Origin of the sequence: Pseudomonas sp. NPDC089554 (assembly GCF_050280645.1) — a bacterium.
Lineage (GTDB): Bacteria > Pseudomonadota > Gammaproteobacteria > Pseudomonadales > Pseudomonadaceae > Aquipseudomonas.
The window spans coordinates 1-17,183 of the sequence record NZ_JBNNVR010000021.1 but is presented as its reverse complement, the minus strand read 5'-3'; the positions used below and the strand labels follow the sequence as shown (position 1 = coordinate 17,183).

General features: G+C 65.5%; 15 protein-coding genes. 6 read left to right on the top strand and 9 right to left on the bottom strand.

Annotation, left to right across the window (positions count from 1 at the left end):
* The first annotated feature begins 92 nt into the window (after positions 1 to 92).
* Entirely contained in the window at positions 93 to 2,486 is a 2,394-nt protein-coding gene (locus ACQKPE_RS09150) for a TonB-dependent siderophore receptor (protein ID WP_427665109.1), read from the top strand.
* A 14-nt stretch (positions 2,487 to 2,500) separates the two neighbouring features.
* Here ACQKPE_RS09150 and ACQKPE_RS09145 read toward each other — a convergent pair whose 3' ends face one another.
* Positions 2,501 to 3,373, bottom strand: coding sequence for a helix-turn-helix domain-containing protein (locus tag ACQKPE_RS09145; RefSeq protein ID WP_427665107.1), 873 nt, complete (start codon positions 3,371 to 3,373; stop codon positions 2,501 to 2,503).
* Between the two features lie 142 nt (positions 3,374 to 3,515).
* Between ACQKPE_RS09145 and ACQKPE_RS09140 the strand changes: the two genes are divergently transcribed.
* A complete protein-coding gene (locus ACQKPE_RS09140; RefSeq protein ID WP_427665106.1) occupies positions 3,516 to 4,418 on the top strand; it encodes a DMT family transporter in 903 nt (300 codons plus the stop codon).
* 7 nt (positions 4,419 to 4,425) lie between these two features.
* On the opposite strand, the gene ACQKPE_RS09135 is transcribed toward ACQKPE_RS09140, so the two are convergent.
* Together ACQKPE_RS09135 and ACQKPE_RS09130 are read right to left on the bottom strand one after the other, a co-directional pair.
* On the bottom strand, positions 4,426 to 5,400 hold the full coding sequence (locus ACQKPE_RS09135) for a 2-hydroxyacid dehydrogenase (RefSeq protein ID WP_427665104.1): 975 nt from the start codon (positions 5,398 to 5,400) through the stop codon (positions 4,426 to 4,428).
* Positions 5,401 to 5,459: 59 nt separating this feature from the next.
* Positions 5,460 to 6,407, bottom strand: coding sequence for a LysR family transcriptional regulator (locus tag ACQKPE_RS09130; protein WP_427665102.1), 948 nt, complete (start codon positions 6,405 to 6,407; stop codon positions 5,460 to 5,462).
* Positions 6,408 to 6,585: 178 nt separating this feature from the next.
* On the opposite strand from ACQKPE_RS09130, the gene ACQKPE_RS09125 reads away from it, so the two are divergent.
* From ACQKPE_RS09125 to ACQKPE_RS09110, 4 genes are read left to right on the top strand one after another with little or no spacing between them, the layout of a single operon-like run.
* Positions 6,586 to 8,094 (top strand): efflux transporter outer membrane subunit, encoded by a 1,509-nt coding sequence (locus ACQKPE_RS09125; RefSeq protein ID WP_427665100.1) that lies wholly within the window; start codon positions 6,586 to 6,588, stop codon positions 8,092 to 8,094.
* Positions 8,091 to 10,262: an FUSC family protein gene (locus ACQKPE_RS09120; RefSeq protein WP_427665099.1), complete on the top strand. Its 2,172-nt coding sequence runs from the start codon at positions 8,091 to 8,093 to the stop codon at positions 10,260 to 10,262. Before ACQKPE_RS09125 ends, ACQKPE_RS09120 begins: the two co-directional genes overlap by 4 nt.
* Entirely contained in the window at positions 10,252 to 10,452 is a 201-nt protein-coding gene (locus ACQKPE_RS09115; protein WP_427665098.1) for a DUF1656 domain-containing protein, read from the top strand. The genes ACQKPE_RS09120 and ACQKPE_RS09115 overlap by 11 nt, the downstream gene beginning before the upstream one ends.
* Before the next feature lie 10 nt (positions 10,453 to 10,462).
* On the top strand, positions 10,463 to 11,350 hold the full coding sequence (locus ACQKPE_RS09110; protein ID WP_427665096.1) for an efflux RND transporter periplasmic adaptor subunit: 888 nt from the start codon (positions 10,463 to 10,465) through the stop codon (positions 11,348 to 11,350).
* On the opposite strand, the gene ACQKPE_RS09105 is transcribed toward ACQKPE_RS09110, so the two are convergent.
* From ACQKPE_RS09105 to ACQKPE_RS09080, 6 genes are all read right to left on the bottom strand, one after another.
* The gene (locus ACQKPE_RS09105) at positions 11,333 to 12,157 is read right to left on the bottom strand and encodes an SDR family oxidoreductase (RefSeq protein ID WP_427665094.1); all 825 of its coding nucleotides are present in this window, start codon (positions 12,155 to 12,157) and stop codon (positions 11,333 to 11,335) included. The two genes, ACQKPE_RS09110 and ACQKPE_RS09105, sit on opposite strands and share 18 nt — an antisense overlap.
* Positions 12,158 to 12,228: 71 nt before the next feature.
* Positions 12,229 to 12,693 carry a multidrug transporter gene (locus ACQKPE_RS09100; RefSeq protein ID WP_427665092.1) on the bottom strand — a complete coding sequence of 155 codons (465 nt, stop codon included), beginning with the start codon at positions 12,691 to 12,693 and terminating at the stop codon, positions 12,229 to 12,231.
* Positions 12,694 to 12,837: 144 nt separating this feature from the next.
* Positions 12,838 to 14,292 carry a mannose-1-phosphate guanylyltransferase/mannose-6-phosphate isomerase gene (locus tag ACQKPE_RS09095; RefSeq protein WP_427665091.1) on the bottom strand — a complete coding sequence of 485 codons (1,455 nt, stop codon included), beginning with the start codon at positions 14,290 to 14,292 and terminating at the stop codon, positions 12,838 to 12,840.
* 32 nt (positions 14,293 to 14,324) lie between these two features.
* A complete protein-coding gene (locus ACQKPE_RS09090; RefSeq protein WP_427665089.1) occupies positions 14,325 to 14,969 on the bottom strand; it encodes an alginate O-acetyltransferase AlgF in 645 nt (214 codons plus the stop codon).
* A 14-nt stretch (positions 14,970 to 14,983) separates the two neighbouring features.
* Positions 14,984 to 16,141, bottom strand: coding sequence for an alginate O-acetyltransferase (locus ACQKPE_RS09085; protein WP_427665087.1), 1,158 nt, complete (start codon positions 16,139 to 16,141; stop codon positions 14,984 to 14,986).
* Positions 16,142 to 16,151: 10 nt separating this feature from the next.
* A partial coding sequence (locus ACQKPE_RS09080) for an MBOAT family O-acyltransferase (RefSeq protein WP_427665085.1) occupies positions 16,152 to 17,183 on the bottom strand: 1,032 nt, incomplete at its 5' end.

Genomic DNA, 17,183 nt, shown 5'->3' with positions numbered 1-17,183 from the left:
ACCCGGATGAGGTAACAGGACGTGACATCCGTGTACTGAGTGGAAGTGCGATTCATTCGCAAATAATCAGCTCTCTCACAGGTCCAGCGTCCATGAAGTTCACCCCGCGTTGCGTCTCCCTCTGGCTCGGTATTTCTGCCTTGTCCGCCGTGGCGGTGACGCCCCTTGCCGGTGCCGCCGAGCAGGTGCAGCTGTACACCTTCGCCCAGCCCAGCCAGCCCCTGGCCCAGGCGCTCAACGCCTTCAGCCGCACCACCGGGCAGAGCGTGGTGTACACCCTGGAGCTGCCGAGCCAGCAGGCCCCGGCGCTCAATGGCGCGTTCAGCGCCGAGCAGGCCCTGCAACAGCTGCTGGGCAATTCAGGCCTGGCCTGGCGCCGTCTCGATGCCCGCACCCTGACTCTCGAAGCGCTGGACACCTCCGGCGCGCTCAACCTGCAAGCCACCACCATCAGCTCGCAGATGGACGCCTACAGCTACCAGCCACCCTCCAGCGCCTCGATCATGCGCGGCCAAGGCGCCAACCAGGACATTCCCCAGGCGATCAACGTGGTGCCGGCCCAGGTGATCCGCGACCAAGCCCCGCGCAACCTCGACGACGCCTTGTACAACGTCAGCGGCATCACCCAGGGCAACAACTTCGGCGGTACCTCCGACACCGTGATGAAACGCGGCTTCGGCGACAACCGTGATGGCTCGATCATGCGCGATGGCATGCCGGTGGTGCAGGGCCGTGCCCTGAACGCCACCACCGAGCGGGTCGAAGTGCTCAAGGGGCCGGCCTCGCTGCTGTATGGCATCCAGGACCCCGGTGGGGTGATCAACGTGGTCAGCAAGCGCCCGCAACTGACCTCCTACAACGCCCTGAACCTGCGTGGCTCCACTTACGGCAGCGGCAAGAACGGCAGCGGTGGCGGCTTCGACAGCACCGGCGCGCTGGGCGAGAGCAACTTCGCCTACCGGCTGATCGTCGACCACGAGGATGAAGACTACTGGCGCAACTTCGGTGTGCACCGTGAGTCGCTGGTAGCGCCGTCGCTGGCCTGGTTCGGCGAAGACACCCAGGTGCTACTGGCCTACGAGCACCGCGAATTCCTCTACCCATTCGACCGCGGCACGGCCATCAGCAACCGCACCAACCACCCGCTGAACATCCCCGCCGAGCGCCGTCTGGACGAACCCTTCAACGACATGGAAGGGCGCTCGGACCTGTACCGCCTGGAAGTCGACCACCAGCTCGCCGACGATTGGAAAGTGCACTTCGGCTACAGCTTCAACCGCGAAACCTACGACGCCAGCCAGGTGCGCGTGACGGGCGTCAACGATGCCAATGGCACCCTGAGCCGCAGCATCGACGGCACCCACGGTTCGCTGAGCCGCGACCAGTACGCCACCCTGAGCCTGGCCGGCAACGTGCAGCTGGGCGGCATGCAGCACGACCTGCTGATCGGCTTCGACCACGAAGACCGCAAGATCTACCGCGCCGACCTGATCCGCCAGGCCAGCCGCTCGACCTTCAGCTACCTCAACCCGGTGTATGGCCTGGAGCCCGAGGGCAGCACCGTGCGCCCCAGCGATAGCGACCAGACCGACAAGCTGCGCACCGATTCGCTGTTCTTCCAGGACGCCGTGCACCTGGACGAGCACTGGATCGTCGTGGCTGGCGCGCGCTTGCAGCAGTACGACCAGTACGCTGGGCGCGGGCGGCCATTCACCGCCAACACCGACAACAGCGACCAGGCCTGGGTGCCCCATGCCGGGGTGGTGTACAAGGTCGACGAGCAGCTGTCGTTCTATGGCAGCTACAGCGAGTCGTTCAAGCCCAACTCCAGCATCGCGCCGTTGACGGGCGGGCTGGTGCTGGACTCCTCCATCGCCCCGGAGGAGGGCGAGGCCTGGGAAATTGGCGCCAAGCTCGACCTGCCAGGGCGGCTCACCGGCACCTTGGCGCTGTTCGATATCACCAAGCAGAACGTGTTGGTGGCCAACTTCGACGCCGGTACCGGCGATACCCTGTACAGCAACGCCGGTGAGGTGAAGTCGCGCGGCGTCGAGCTGGACCTGACCGGCCAGCTCAGCGAGCGCTGGAGCCTGATTGGCAGCTATGCCTTCATCGATGCCGAAGTGACCAAGGACCCCGAGCTCAAGGGCAATCGCTTGCAGAACGTCGCCCGCCACGGCGCTTCGCTGTCGGCGGTGTACGACTACGGCAGCCTGTTCGGCGGTGACCGCCTGCGCCTGGGCGCCGGGGCGCGCTACGTGGGCGAGCGTGCGGGCAATGCGACCAACGACTTCGACCTGCCGGCCTACACAGTCGCCGACGCCTTCGCCAGCTACGAGACCACCCTGGACGAGCACAAGGTACGCTTGCAACTGAACGTGAAGAACCTGTTCGACAAGGTGTACTACAGCTCGGCGGTGAACCGGAATTTCGTGGCGATCGGCGATGCGCGGCAGGTGAGCCTGAGCAGTACGTTTGAGTTCTAGCTGGCGATGGGGCCTCAGCCAAACGCCGCGCGGTACTCGCCCGGCGTGGCGCCCATCACCTGGCGGAAGCGGTTGCTGAAGTGGCTGGCGCTGGCGAACCCGCACAGCAGCGCCACCTGCCCCAGTGGCAGCGCCCCGTCGCGCAACAGCCGACACGCCAGGTGCAGCCGACGCGCCAGCAGATACTGGTGCGGCGGCAAGCCGAAGCTTGCGCGGAACATGCGGGCGAAGTGGTATTCGGAGAGGTTGCAGCGCAGCGCCAGCTCGCCCAGGGTCAGGGGCTGGTCGAGGTGCGCTTCGATGTAGTCGACCAGTTGCCGACGCTGGTGCGGCGCCAGCCCGCCCTTGAGCTTCAGGCCCTGGCGCAGACCGGCCTGGTTGAGCACGGCGTGGTCGACGATGGCGTGGGCCATGCTGCTGGCCAGCAGGCGCTCGCCGGGCTCGTCCCAGTCCAGGGCAGCCAACTGGCGGAAGCGTTGGGCTTGCTGCGGGTCGTCGAGGAACGTCGCTTCTTGCAGGCGCATTTCCCGGGGCTCGCGGTCGAGCAGACGGGTACAGCCAAGGGCGAACTGTTCTTCGCTGATGTACAGGTGCGCCAGGCGGATGCTGCCATTGACCACCCAGTTCGACTCCTGGCCGGCCGGCATGATGCACAGCTTGTCGGGCGAGCCCTTGTCGGCCGGGCGCTGGCGGCGGAAGGTGCCGGTGCCGTCGGCGATGTAGCACGACAGTGTGTGGTGGCTAGGCGCCTGGTAGTCGCGGGCGTCGTCGCGGTTGCTCCACAGCGCGGCAGCCAGCCCATCGCCCAGGTGCGCACTCAGCTCCAGCCGGGCGTTGGGCGAGGCGTTCATGGCGTTGAACACGTGCAGCTGGGTCAGTGGGGTCATGGGCGTTTCCTCGTGGCGCTATCGTACTGCGCGCGCGGGAAGTTGGCAGCGTGAGGCGACGAAAAAGCGCAAGTTTGTGCAAGCGCAGGCGTGGGGGAGGTGGGACGCTGGCGCTGACTTCGATCCACCCGAGACCCGCGCCATGAATCTTTCGCTGTACCTGCTCACCGTGCTCATCTGGGGCACCACCTGGATCGCCTTGAAACTGCAACTGGGTGTAGTCGCCATTCCTGTATCGATCGTCTACCGCTTCGCCCTGGCGGGGTTGATCCTGTTCGCTATCCTGCTGCTGAGTCGTCGCCTGCAAACGATGGACCGGCGCGGGCACCTGATCTGCCTGGCCCAGGGGTTCTGCCTGTTCTGCGTCAACTTCATGTGTTTCCTCACCGCCAGCCAGTGGGTCGCCACTGGGTTGATCGCCGTGGTGTTTTCTACGGCGACGCTGTGGAACGCCCTCAACGCGCGGCTGTTCTTCGGCCAGAAAATCGCCGCCAACGTGCTGGGCGGTGGTGCGCTTGGCTTGTTGGGCCTCGGGCTGCTGTTCTGGCCGGAGCTGTCGCACCATACCGCCAGCCAGGAAACCCTCTATGGCCTGGGCCTGGCGTTGCTCGGCACCCTGTGCTTCTCGGCGGGCAACATGCTGTCGAGCATGCAGCAGAAGGCGGGCCTCAAGCCCATGACCACCAATGCCTGGGGCATGCTGTATGGCGCCTCGATGCTGGCGGTGTATTGCCTGGCCAGTGGCATTCCCTTCGACATGGAGTGGAACGCGCGCTACATCGGCTCGTTGCTGTACCTGGTGATTCCGGGCTCGGTGATCGGCTTTACCGCGTACCTGACCCTGGTCGGGCGCATGGGGCCGGAGCGGGCGGCGTACTGCACCGTACTGTTCCCGTTGGTGGCGTTGAACGTGTCGGCGGTGGTCGAGGGGTATCAATGGACGGCGCCGGCCCTGCTGGGGCTGGTGGCGGTGATGGCGGGCAATGTGCTGGTGTTCCGCAAGCCCAGGGCCAAGGTGGCACCTGGGGCTGCGGTTGCACGTTGAGGGGGGCTTAGCCTTTCCACACCTGCGGGTTCACCAGGTCGCGCGGACGCTCACCCAGCAGCGCCGCGCGCAGGTTTTCCATGGCCCGCTCGGCCATGGCCTGGCGGGTTTCGGCGGTGGCCGAGCCGATATGCGGCAGGGTCAGGGCGTTGGGCAGCTTGAACAGTGGCGAGTCGGCCAGCGGTTCTTTCTCGTACACATCCAGGCCGGCGCCGCGAATGGTGCCGTTCTGCAGCGCCTCGACCAGCGCGGCCTCGTCGACGATCGGCCCGCGGGCGATGTTGATCAGGAACGCGCTGGGCTTCATCAGCTTCAGCTCGCGGGCGCCGATCAGCTTGCGGGTGGCATCGGACAGCGGCACCACCAGCACCACGAAGTCCGACTCGGCCAGCAGTTGCTCCAGGCTGCGGAACTGCGCGCCCAGTTCTTGCTCCAGCGCGGTCTTGCGGCTGTTGCCGCTGTACAGCACGTTCATGCCAAAGCCCAGGCGCCCGCGGCGGGCCACGGCGGCGCCGATGTTGCCCATGCCGACGATGCCCAGGGTCTTGCCGTGCACATCGGTGCCGAAGTGGGTCGGGGCGATGGTGGCCTGCCACTGCCCGGCCTTGGTCCAGGCATCGAGTTCGGCCGTGCGGCGCGCGCAGCCCATGACCAAGGCGAAGCCCAGGTCGGCGGTGCTTTCGGTGAGCACGTCGGGGGTATTGGTGAGGGCGATGCCGCGCTCGTTGAAGTAGTCCACGTCGTAGTTGTCGTAGCCGACCGAGACGCTCGACACCACCTCCAGCTTGCCCGCGCCTTCGAGCTGGGCGCGTCCCAGCTTGCGGCCCACGCCGATCAGGCCATGGGCCTCGGGCAGGGCCTCGTTGAACTGGGCGTTGATGTCGCCGAGCTTGGGGTTGGGGAGGATCACGTTGAAATCTTGCTGCAGGCGCTCGGCCATGGCCGGGGTGATACGGCTGAAGGCCAGGACGGTCTTTTTCATCGGGCTACTTCTCTGCAAGGCGGACGGGAAGGGCGTGAATGCTTAGGAACCTACCATTTTCAGTTCGCCACCAGCAACTCATGGGTCTTCAGGTCTGCCTCATGGGCCGCGAGGATTTCCGGCAGCGAATTGCGCAGGTACTCGACCCAGGTCTTGATCTTCGCATCCAGGTACTGGCGTGAAGGGTAGATGGCGTACAGGTTCAGCTCCTGCAAGCGGTAGTCGGGCATCACCCGCACCAGGCTACCGTCGCGCAGGCCTTCGATGGCCGCATAGATCGGTAGCACACCTACGCCCATGCCGCTGCGAATGGCGGTTTTCATGGCGTCGGCGGAGTTCACCTGGAACGGCGAGCTGGTGATGTTGACCATCTCCTGGCCTTCCGGACCGTCGAACAGCCATTTCTCCAGTGGAATCACCGGGCTGACCATGCGCAGGCAGGCGTGCTTGAGCAGGTCCACCGGCTTGTGCGCAAAGCCATGCTGGGCCACGTAGTCGGGCGAGGCGCAGACAATGCTGTAGGTGATGCCCAGGCGCTGGGACACGAAACCCGAGTCGGGCAGTTCGGTGGCCAGCACGATGGACACGTCGTAGCCCTCGTCGAGCAGGTCCGGCACGCGGTTGGCCATGGTCACGTCGAAGGTCACGTCGGGGTGGGTCTGGCGGTAGCGGGCGATGGCATCGACCACGAAGTGCTGGCCGACGCCATTCATAGAATGCACCTTCAACTGCCCGGCCGGGCGGGCGTGGGCATCACTGGCCTCGGCCTCTGCTTCCTCGACATAGGTGAGGATCTGCTCGCAGCGCATCAGGTAGCGCTTGCCCGCTTCGGTCAGGGCGATGCGCCGGGTGGTGCGGTTGAGCAGGCGGGTTTGCAGGTGCGCTTCCAGGTTGGAGACCGCCCGCGACACGTTCGCGGTGGTGGTGTCCAGCTGCACGGCGGCGGCGGTGAAACTGCCCAGCTGCGCCACGCAACTGAACGCACGCATGTTTTGCAAGGTGTCCATGGGTCACTCTCGGTGTAGAGGGCCAATTGTGCCATGAAGCAACGCTTCCGGTGCTTCGACCAAAGCCGGATTATCGCTGTTTCGGTAACAAAGATTCGCAGGAATAGGCGCTTATCGCCAATGAAACCCGCCCCTAGAATTGCCCGGCCTCCTACCTCCTCCTCGGGAAATCGCAGCTGTGCCGCGTCGCATCCTAAGCGCCTGTGCCCTCAGTTTCACCCTCAGCGGCTGTATCGGAACCTCGGGTATTGCCCCGCAAACCCAAGCCCTGCAAGCCAACACCCTGGACACCGACCAGGCCATTCGCGAGGCGACTATCGATGCGCGCTGGCCTGCCCAGCAATGGTGGCGGGCCTACCGCGACCCGCAGCTGGACCACTGGGTGAGCCTGGCGCTGCTTGGCAGCCCGACCCTGGCCATGGCCGCAGCGCGGGTGCGCGAGGCCAAGGCCATGGCTGGCGTGGTGGAGTCGGCAGAAAAGCTGCAAGCCAATGGCCAAGCCGCGCTCAAGCGCCACAACTGGCCAGCGGACCCGTTCTATGGCCCTGGCGCGTTGTCTGGCGCCAACACCTGGGACAACAACGCTGGTATCGGCCTGAGCTACGCCCTCGACCTGTGGGGGCGTGAGCGCAATGCCAGCGAACAGGCCGTGGACCTGGCGCACATGCGCGTGGCCGAGGCCCGCCAGGCGCAGCTGGAGTTGCAGAACAACCTGGTCAAGGTGTACATCCAGCTGGCGCTGCACTTCGCCCAGCGCGACATCGTCAAGGCCGAGCTTGCCCAGCAGGAGCAGATCCTGGCGTTGGCCAAGCGCCGTTTGCAAGGTGGCATCGGCACCCATTTCGAGGTCAGCCAGGCCGAGGCGCCGCTGCCCGAGACCCATCGCCAGATCGACGCGCTGAACGAGGAAATCGCCTTGGCGCGCAACCAATTGGCGGCCTTGGCGGGGCTGGGGCCAGGGGCTGGGGGCAGCATCGGGCGTCCGCGGCTAAGCCTTGCGCAACCTCTCACTCTGCCCTCGAACATGCCCGCCGAACTGGTCGGCCAGCGCCCCGACGTGGTCGCCAGCCGCTGGCAGGTGGCGGCCCAGGCGCGCGGTATCGAGGTGGCGCATGCGGGTTTCTTCCCCAATGTCGACTTGGTCGGCGGCCTGGACTTCATGGCCACCGGCGGCGGCCCGCTGGAATTCATCAGCGGACGCAAGTTCAACTACAACGTCGGCCCGGCCATCAGCTTGCCGATCTTCGACGGTGGCCGTCTGCGTGCGCAGCTGGGTGTGGCCTCGGCGGGCTACGACATGGCGGTGGCGCGCTACAACCAGGCGGTGGTCGGCGCGCTGAAGCACATTTCCGATCAGCTCATCCGCCGCGAGTCGATGCACGAGCAGGCGCACTTCGCCGCCGAAAGCGTGGCCGCCGCGCAGAAGACCTACGACATTGCCACCGTGGCCTTCCAGCGCGGGCTGACCGACTACCTGAATGTGCTCAACGCCCAGACCCTGCTGTTCCGCCAGCAGCAGGTGCAGCAGCAAGTGCAGGCTGCACGCCTGAGCGCCCATGCCGAATTGGCCACGGCCCTGGGCGGTGGGCTGCAAGCCGGTGAGGATGTGCCTGAAGCCCAGGATCAAGCCGCGCCCAACGCACCTGCCAGCTTGGCGATCTTCGATTCGTCAGGCCTGCGCCAATGAACGCCGCGAGCCTGACCCTGCGCTGGCTGCAAAGCCTGGAATGGCGCCGGGGCCTATTCACCTGGGCGCGCACCGATGGGGTCACCTGGGTATACATCTTCAAGGTACTGCTGGCAGCCTTCGTCACCCTGTGGCTGGCGATGCGCCTGGAACTGCCGCAGCCACGCACGGCGATGATCACGGTGTTCATCGTCATGCAACCGCAGAGCGGGCATGTGTTCGCCAAGAGTTTCTATCGGGTGCTAGGCACCTTGGCAGGCTCGGCGATGATGGTCGCGCTGATCGCGATTTTCCCGCAGAACACCGAGCTGTTCCTGCCGAGCCTGGCGTTGTGGGTCGGCCTATGCTCGGCCGGCGCCATGCGCTACCGCACCTTCCGTGCCTATGGCTTCGTGCTGGCGGGCTACACCGCCGCGATGATCGGCCTGCCGGTATTGCAGCACCCCGACCAGGCGTTCATGCTGGCGGTATGGCGGGTGCTGGAAATTGCCTTGGGCATTCTGGTGTCGACCTTCGTCAGCGCCGCGATCTTGCCGCAGTCGGCCAGCGCGGCCATGCGCAATGCGCTGTACCAGCGCTTCGGCGTGTTCGCCGCAGTGGTGATCGAGGCCCTGCGCGGCAACAGCCAGCACGACCGCTTCGAAACCAGCAACGTGCGTTTCATCGCCGAAGCGGTAGGCCTTGAAAGCCTGCGCAATGTCACCGCCTTCGAAGACCCGCACATGCGCAGGCGCTCGGGGCGGCTGGTGCGCATGAACAGCGAGTTCATGGCCATTTCCACCCGCTTCAACGCCTTGCATCGGTTGCTCGAGCGTCTGCGAGCCCGTGGCCCGGCGCGTATCGTCGAGGCTGTCGAGCCGGGCCTTGAAACCCTGGTGCAACTGCTCGAACCCTACGCAGGTCGGCTGCTCACCGACGCCGATGCATTGCGCCTGACTCTGGAGCTGGCTGCCTACAAGGACGGCCTGCAAGCCCAGGTGCGCAGCCTGCGCGCGGCGTATCTGCAAACCCTGCCCAGCGAAGCCGACCTGCTGGATTTCCACACCGCCTTCGAGCTGCTCTACCGTTTCATCGACGAGCTCTACAGCTATGCCCAGACCCATGCCTCGCTGGCCGCCCACAACCACGAGCGTGAGCAGTGGGACGAGCCCTACGTGGCCCAGACCAGCTGGCTGGTGTCGCTGGCCGCCGGGCTGCGGGCATCGCTGGTGCTGCTGATGCTGGGCAGCTATTGGCTGCTCAGCGACTGGCCCAGCGGCGCCATGATGACGCTGATCGCCTCGGTCACCGTGGGCCTGTCGGCGGCTTCGCCGAACCCCAAGCGCATGGCCTTCCAGATGGCCTGCGGCACGCTGCTCGGCGCCTTCGTCGGGTTCTTCGACACCTTCTTCGTATTCCCCTGGATCGATGGCTTCCCCTTGCTGTGCATGGTGCTGGCGCCGGTGTTCGTGCTCGGCGCCTACCTGGCCGCACGCCCGGCCTATGCGGGTTATGGCATCGGTCTGCTGGTGTTCTTCGCCATCGGCTCGGTGCCGAACAACCTCACGGTGTACGACCCCTATACGTACGTGAACGACTACCTGGGCATGCTGCTCGGCATGCTGGTGTGCGCCGCCGCCGGGGCGATCATCCTGCCGCCTAACAGCCGCTGGCTGTGGAACCGACTGGAGCGTGAGCTGCGCGAGCAGGTGCTGTTCGCCATCGGTGGCCGCCTGCGTGGGTTGGGCCCGGCCTTCGAAAGCCGCACCCGCGACCTGCTGCACCAGGCCTATGGCCTGGCGGCAGGCAAGCCGCAGGTGCAGGGCGAGCTGATGCGCTGGATGTTCGTGGTCTCGGAAGTCGGCCACGCGATCATCGAGTTGCGCAAGGAGCAGGCCACGGCCCCGGTGCACCCGGCCTATGCCGAAAGCCAACCCTGGCGACAGGCCATCCGCGTGATGGGCCGTGCGCTGGCGCGGCTGTTCCTGCAACCGAACGCCAGCAACCACGAGCGCGCGCTGGTGGCGGTAGACCACGCCATCAGCCGCGTACAGGCCACCGACGAACCCTTCGCCCGGCACTTCGACACCTCGGTGCTGCGCCGGGTGCAGAGCTACCTGCACTTCATCCGCAGCTCCCTGCTCGACCCCCAGTCGCCCCTGGCCCAAGGACCGCAGCATGCCCCGTGAAATCGCCTTCCATGGCCTGTACATGCCAACCCTGACCCTGGTGTTCCTGTTCGCCCTGGGCCTGGCCTGGGGCCTGGACCGGTTCATCGCAAGCCATGATGGCTACCGATTCTTCTGGCACCCGGCGCTGCTGCGCCTGTGCCTGTTCGTCTGCCTGTTCGGCGCCCTGGCGCTGTCGCTCTACTGGTGAGAAACCTTCGATGAAAAAGTTCTTCAGCCTGCTCGCCACCTTGCTGGTGCTGGCCGCTGCCGTGGCGATCGGTCGCCAGCTGTGGCTGCACTACATGACCACGCCCTGGACCCGCGATGGCCGCGTGCGTGCCGACATCATCAACGTCGCCGCCGACGTACCCGGCTATGTGGTGGACGTGCCGGTGCGCGACAACCAGCGGGTGCGCAAGGGCGACGTGTTGATCCAGATCGACCCCGAGCACTATCGGTTGGCGGTCGACCAGGCCAAGGCGCTGGTGGCCTCGCGCAAGGCCACCTGGGAGATGCGCAAGGTCAACGCCAAGCGCCGCGCCGACCTGGACAACCTGGTGATCTCCAGGGAAAACCGCGACGACGCCAGCAACATCGCCAACGCGGCCCTGGCCGACTACCAGCACGCCCAGGCGCTGCTGGCCGCCGCCGAGCTGGACCTTTCGCGTACGCGCATCCTGGCCACGGTCGATGGTTACGTGACCAACCTCAACGTGCATAAAGGCGACTACGCCCGCACCGGCGAGGCGGTGATGGCGGTGGTGGATGAGCACTCGTTCTGGGTGTATGGCTTTTTCGAGGAAACCAAGCTGCCCCACGTGAAGGTGGGCGATGTGGCCGAGTTGCAGATGATGAGCGGCGAGCGCCTGAAGGGGCATGTCGAGAGCATCGCCCGCGGCATCTACGACCGCGACAACCCGCAAAGCCGCGAGCTGGTGGCGGACGTGAACCCGACCTTCAACTGGGTGCGCCTGGCGCAGCGGGTGCCGGTGCGCATTCATATCGACGAGGTGCCGCAGGGGTACCTGTTGGCGGCGGGAACGACCTGTACGGTGGTGGTGAGGCCAGGCGAGGGCCTCACTGCTGTCTCAAAGCGGGCGCATTAACCCAAACCGCTTGCGCAACACCGTATCCAGCAACCGCTGCGGCAACACCCGCGCCAGCAGCGGCAGCGCCGTGCTGCCGTTGCCCAGGCGCACCAACGCTGGCACCGGCGACTTGCGCGTGGCGGCAAGCACGCCCTGGGCGAACACCGCAGCTGGGGTGGGTTTGTCCTGCGAGGCGCGGGCGCGGGCCTGCACCTGTTCGCGCAGCGGCCACCACGGCGAATCGGCAGCCAGTACCTGGTCGGCCTGTTGCTGGGCGTTGCTGGCGAATTGCGAGGCGATGGCGCCGGGCTGCACTTCCATCACCTGTATGCCGAACGGCGCCAGCTCCAGGCGCAGGGCGTCGTTCAAGGCATGCACCGCCGCCTTGGAGGCGCAGTAGGCGCCGGCGAATGGGGTGACCAGTACGCCCGACACGCTGCCGATATTCACCACCAGGCCTTTGGCACGGCGCAGCAGTGGGAACAGGGCGCGGGTCACGCCGACCACCGAGAACACATTGGTTTCGAACTGTTGGCGCATGGCTTCGACGCCACCGTCCAGCAGCGGGCCCATGGCGCCGTAGCCGGCGTTGTTGATGAGCATGTCCAGGCCGGCATCGCGGTCGGTGAGTTCCTCGGCCAGCCGGGCCAGGGCCTGTGGGTCGTTGACGTCCAACTGACGGGCAGTGAAGCCGGCGGCGGACAGCTGCTCGACATCGCTGGCCTTGCGCGCGGTGGCCCACACCTCGAAGCCTGCGTCGCGGAAGGTATCGGCGAGGGCGCGGCCGATGCCGCTGGAACAACCGGTGATCAGGATGGTGGGCATGGGGGGGCCTGTGTTCAGTTCGAGGGTTGTGTGGGCAGTACCGGCCTATTCGCGGCGGTACAGGCGATAGGTCAATTGGCGAATGTACCCTGAAGGTGCTCGGCCCGGAACTCCAGGGTCTGCGGCCGATAGCCCGAGCGCAGCGGTGGAATGGGCAGGCAGTCGCTCCACTCGATACCCGGCTGCAGTTCGCCAGGTCCGCGATAGCGCGGGGCGTTGTAGGTGTTCTCGGCCAGGTTCACGGTGTCCCCCGGGGCATAGGCGGCCACGCGCCAGCGCAGCTCGGTCAGCGGGGCCTTGTTGTTGTTCTTCATGGTCACGCGCAGGGCGCGGTCGGCGGGGCACTGCTCGGGGGCGTAGGTAAGGCGCAGGTCCAGGCGGGCCAATTGCGAAGCTTCGCGTTGGTCTTGCCAGACCACACCCAAGGCGACCAGGCCCAAGCCGAGCACGGCGGCCAGGGAAATAGGCAGGGCCTTGGCCGGGTAGCGCAGCAGCAAGATCAGCCAAGTGAGAATGAGGAAGGCGCCGATGATCATGAGGTGCAAGCCTTGGTGGCGAGGGTTCGATCATCGTAGCGGGAAATCGGGGTGGGCTCAAAAGGGGAGGGCTGTGCCCTCCAATCGCAAGACGAGGCCGCTGCCACAGGGATGGGGGAAACCTGTAGCAGCGGCCTCTTGCGTTTACTGCGCGATGGTCTTCACCGAAACGCCACGCTCGATCGGCGTGGAGGTACGCCCATACACGTCTTCGAAGCGCTCGATGTCGTCCTCGCCCAGGTAGCTGCCAGACTGCACCTCGATGATCTCCAGCGGGATCTTGCCCGGGTTGCGCAGGCGGTGGACCGAGGCGATCGGAATGTAGGTCGACTGGTTCTCGGTGAGCAGGAACACGTTCTCGTCACAGGTCACCTCGGCAGTGCCGGACACCACGATCCAGTGCTCGGCGCGGTGGTGGTGCATCTGCAGCGACAGGCTGGCACCGGGCTTGACGGTGATGTGCTTGACCTGGAAACGCCCACCCATGTCCACCGAGTCGTACGAGCCCCACGGGCGGTACACTTCCAGGTGGTTCTGGGTTTCGGTGCGGCCCTGCTTGTCGAGGGTGTTGACCATCTGCTTGACGCCCTGAACCTTGTCCTTGTGGGCGATCATCATGGCGTCCTTGGTCTCGACCACCACGATGTTCTCGAGGCCGATCACCGACACCAGCTTGCCGTTGCCGTGGATCATGCAGTTGCGGCTGTCCTGCACCACCACGTCGCCCTTGGTGACGTTGCCGTCGGCGTCCTTCTCGTGCACGTCCCACAGCGACGACCAGCAACCCACGTCGCTCCAGCCCGCGGACAGCGGCACCACGCAGGCGCGCTGGGTCTTTTCCATCACCGCGTAGTCGATGGAGTTGTCCGGGCAGCAGGCGAAGGTGGCTTCGTCGATGCTCAGCACATCGCCGTCCTCGTTGCTGCGCTCCAGGGCCAGCAGGCAGGTGTCGTAGATGTCCGGGTCGTGCTTTTTCAGCTCTTCGAGGAAGCGGCTGGCGCGGAACAGGAACATGCCGCTGTTCCAGAAGTAGCCACCGGCACGCACGAACTCGTTGGCGCGTTTTTCGTCGGGCTTCTCGACGAACTGCGCCACGCGTGCCACGCCTTCAGGCAGCAGCGCGTCCTGGCTGGAGCGGATGTAGCCATAGCCGGTCTCAGGCTTGGTGGCCGGCACGCCGAACAGCACCATCTCGCCACGCTCGGCGGCCACGGTGGCCAGGGCCAGGGCGCGTTGCAGGGCTTTCTGGTCCTCGATCACGTGGTCGGCGGGCAGCACCAGCATCAGCTCGTCACGGCCTTCGTTGACCAGTTTCATGGCGGTCATCGCTACCGCAGGTGCGGTGTTGCGGCCGAACGGCTCCATGAGGATCGCCTGGGTTTCCAGCTGCAGGCTGCCCAGTTGCTCCTGGACGATGAACTTGTGGTCCTTGTTGCAGACCACGATAGGGGTGTCCATGCCCTCGAACACCAGGCGCTCGAGGGTTTGCTGGAACAGCGTGTGCTCACCGGTTAGGGCCAGGAACTGCTTGGGGAATTGCTTGCGCGACAAAGGCCACAGACGCGAACCGCTACCACCAGAAAGAATTACCGGGATCATGATGTTTCTCCAATAGTCGATAGAGGCAGGGATCAGTTAGTGGCGACCGGGCGGACTACCCAAACCGGCGAAAGACTGCTGCCGGAACCGGTCACATACAGCACGGCAGCTTCGCCGCGTTCCAGGGCGACGGGTTTGACGTCGCTGACTTTCTTGTCACCTTCATACAGCGCCAGGTTGACCTTCACCGGGTTGATCTCGCGCTCGCCACGGCCCTTGGCGGCCACCGGGGTGACCACTTCGGTCTTGCCATCGGCGGTCTTGAGGGTCAGCGGCTTGTCGCTGAGGTTCTGCACCCGTACCAGGGCTTTCTGCTTGTTCTTGAACGGCGGTTCCTCGATCAGCTGCGGGTTGCCCGAGGCGTTGTTGACCAGGGTGTAGTACTTGTCGGAGGCCAGTTTCACCGGCACCGACTTGCTGCCGACCTGGGCGGTGTAGTCGCCGCCGGGCAGGAAGCTGAAGTCGCTGCTGCCCTGGGCGCTCACCTGCTTGATCTGGGTGTTGCCGACCGTGGCGGCGGTGGGGGTGCTGGTGGCGTTGTACAGGCGTACGAAGGTCGAGCCCTTCGGCGCGCTTGGGCCATAGAGCGCGGCGTCGCCGGCAATGGCTTGTGCCGTCAGCAGGCTCAGGCCAGCGGCGAGGGTGAAGGCTTTGGCAAAGGAAGGTTTGTTGGTCATGTGCATGTCCTCTATCAGTGATCCGTCCGATTGGACGACAGGGCCAGGTTTTCTTCGGTCTTGCGGGTGTTCTTCAGCTGCGCGATCCACTGTGGGTCGAAGGCGCTGAGGTCGTTCTTCATTGGCAGATAACGTTCGGGGAACTCCCACACCACCACCTGTGGCGGGTGTTGCTTGAAGGCGTCGCTTTGTAGGTACTTGAGCATCGGCAGCAGCGGGCCATGGCCGTCTTCGGCGTAGCTGGCGACGTCGCTGTGCAGCGCTTGCTGCAAGGCGCCGAGGAAGTTCCAGTGCGGGTTGGCGCTGTAGCTGGTGCCCACCAGTGCCACCGGGATCTGCGCGTCGGCGAACAGCGCATCGCCTCCTTCGCCTTCGGGCGAGACGGGGCGGGTGCTGCGCTGTTGCAGGGTGTCCGGCTTGGGCAGCAGGTTGCTGAACAGCGGGTCCAGCGGCAGGAAGTTGGTCAGGTCGCCCTTGTACGGCGCGCTGGCGCCGGCTTCGGTGATGTAGGCCTGGGGCTCGCCGCTGAGCAGGCTCTGGCGTTTGACCGCCTCGGCCAGGGCCTGGGCCACCACCTCGGCGCCCATGGGCGTCCAGTGGGTGTCGGTACGCAGGAACACCTGGCCGCGGGCCTTGGCCTGCTCCAGCGGCGCCAGCAGGTCGGGGGCGAACACGTTGGCCTGGCGCACCTGGGCGTGGAACTGGTTGAACAGCTCGCTGTGCAGGCTGGCCGGTTGCTCCTCGCCTAGGTACTCGGGGTACAGCCGCGTTTTGGCGGGCACGATCGCCAGCACCAGCTGGGTGCCCTGGCGTTGCAGGGTGTCGCGAATGCCGCGCACCAGCGCGAGGTTCTCTTGCATCAAGTGATCGGCACCGGCGGTGGGCTTGAACTCCTCGTCGGTGAACAGCCACTGCTCGCGACCCAGTACCACGCCGGGGCGGCCTTCGTTGAACAGCTTGAAATCCAGCGCGGCCCAGAGGTTGGTGCTCAGGCGCTTGATCGGGAACTGCTCGTCGTAGTGGGTCTCGGCGGCCTTGGCCAGCTTGCCGTTGAGGAAGGTCATCTGCTCGGTACGGTTGAAGCTTTCAATGCCACCGACAGACCAAGCGCCCAGGCCGACCAGCATGCCCATGAAGGTCAGGGAGTAGGTGATACGAAGTGTCCGGCTCATGGTCTTGGCCTCAGAACTGGAAGTAGAGGAACGGCGAGTAGCTCTGCGCCGAGAGCTTGAGCACCGAGGCGACGAACAGCAGCAGTACCAGCGCGCGGCTCATGATCCGCGTCCAGTCCATGCCCACCGAGCCATCGGCGTTGACCTGCACCGGGGTGCGTGGCGCTTGCTCAGGGGTGGCGTTGCGGTAGAAGTCGCGCAGGCCGAAATAGGCCAGGGTGGCGTAGGCGATGACCATGGTCGCGACCTGCAAACCGGTGATGTTGGCGCGGTTGATTTCCGACAGCTGCCAGTCGCCGAAGCTGAACATTGCGCCGTACATGCGTGCGGCCACGTCGAGGTTCTCGGAACGGAAGATCACCCAGCCGACCACCACCAACAGGAAGGTGAAGGCCCATTTCACTGGGTTGAAGCGCTGTGGGTTGGTGTCCAGGCCCAGTGCACGCTCGATCGCCAGCCACATGCCGTGCCAGGCGCCCCAGATGATGTAGGTGAAGTTGGCGCCGTGCCACAGGCCGCCCAGAAGCATGGTCAGGAATAGGTTGCGGTAGGTGGCGAAGGTACCGCCGCGGTTGCCGCCCAGGGTGATGTACAGATAGTCGCGCAGCCAGGTGGACAGGCTGATGTGCCAGCGCCGCCAGAACTCGGTGATCGACTGGCTGATGTACGGCTGGCGGAAGTTCTCCATGAAGCGGAAGCCCATCATCAGACCCAGGCCGATGGCCATGTCGCTGTAGCCGGAGAAGTCGAAGTACAGCTGCGCGGTGTAGGCCAGCGCGCCAAGCCAGGCGTCACCGGTGGTGGGGTTCTCCAGGGCGAAGCAGTGGTCGGCGACCACCGCCAGGGTGTCGGCGATGAACACTTTCTTGATGAAGCCCTGCATGAAGCGGGTGCAGCCTTCGGAGAACTTGTCCACGGTGTGGGTGCGGTTGTTGAACTGGTCGGCCAGGTCCTTGAAGCGCAGCACGGGGCCGGCGATCAGGTGCGGGAAGATCGCCACGAACGCCGCGAAGTCGATCAGGTTGCGGGTGGCCGGGGTGTC

Bases quoted from the DNA above. Each gene is read 5' to 3' on its own strand.
- ACQKPE_RS09100 (WP_427665092.1), bottom strand. From the start codon at position 12,693: ATGATCATCGGCGCCTTCCTCATTCTCACTTGGCTGATCTTGCTGCTG.
- ACQKPE_RS09140 (WP_427665106.1), top strand. From the start codon at position 3,516: ATGAATCTTTCGCTGTACCTGCTCACCGTGCTCATCTGGGGCACCACC.
- ACQKPE_RS09105 (WP_427665094.1), bottom strand. From the start codon at position 12,157: ATGCCCACCATCCTGATCACCGGTTGTTCCAGCGGCATCGGCCGCGCC.
- ACQKPE_RS09085 (WP_427665087.1), bottom strand. From the start codon at position 16,141: ATGAGCCGGACACTTCGTATCACCTACTCCCTGACCTTCATGGGCATG.
- ACQKPE_RS09135 (WP_427665104.1), bottom strand. From the start codon at position 5,400: ATGAAAAAGACCGTCCTGGCCTTCAGCCGTATCACCCCGGCCATGGCC.
- ACQKPE_RS09145 (WP_427665107.1), bottom strand. From the start codon at position 3,373: ATGACCCCACTGACCCAGCTGCACGTGTTCAACGCCATGAACGCCTCG.
- ACQKPE_RS09115 (WP_427665098.1), top strand. From the start codon at position 10,252: ATGCCCCGTGAAATCGCCTTCCATGGCCTGTACATGCCAACCCTGACC.
- ACQKPE_RS09095 (WP_427665091.1), bottom strand. From the start codon at position 14,292: ATGATCCCGGTAATTCTTTCTGGTGGTAGCGGTTCGCGTCTGTGGCCT.
- ACQKPE_RS09090 (WP_427665089.1), bottom strand. From the start codon at position 14,969: ATGACCAACAAACCTTCCTTTGCCAAAGCCTTCACCCTCGCCGCTGGC.
- ACQKPE_RS09150 (WP_427665109.1), top strand. From the start codon at position 93: ATGAAGTTCACCCCGCGTTGCGTCTCCCTCTGGCTCGGTATTTCTGCC.
- ACQKPE_RS09110 (WP_427665096.1), top strand. From the start codon at position 10,463: ATGAAAAAGTTCTTCAGCCTGCTCGCCACCTTGCTGGTGCTGGCCGCT.
- ACQKPE_RS09130 (WP_427665102.1), bottom strand. From the start codon at position 6,407: ATGGACACCTTGCAAAACATGCGTGCGTTCAGTTGCGTGGCGCAGCTG.
- ACQKPE_RS09120 (WP_427665099.1), top strand. From the start codon at position 8,091: ATGAACGCCGCGAGCCTGACCCTGCGCTGGCTGCAAAGCCTGGAATGG.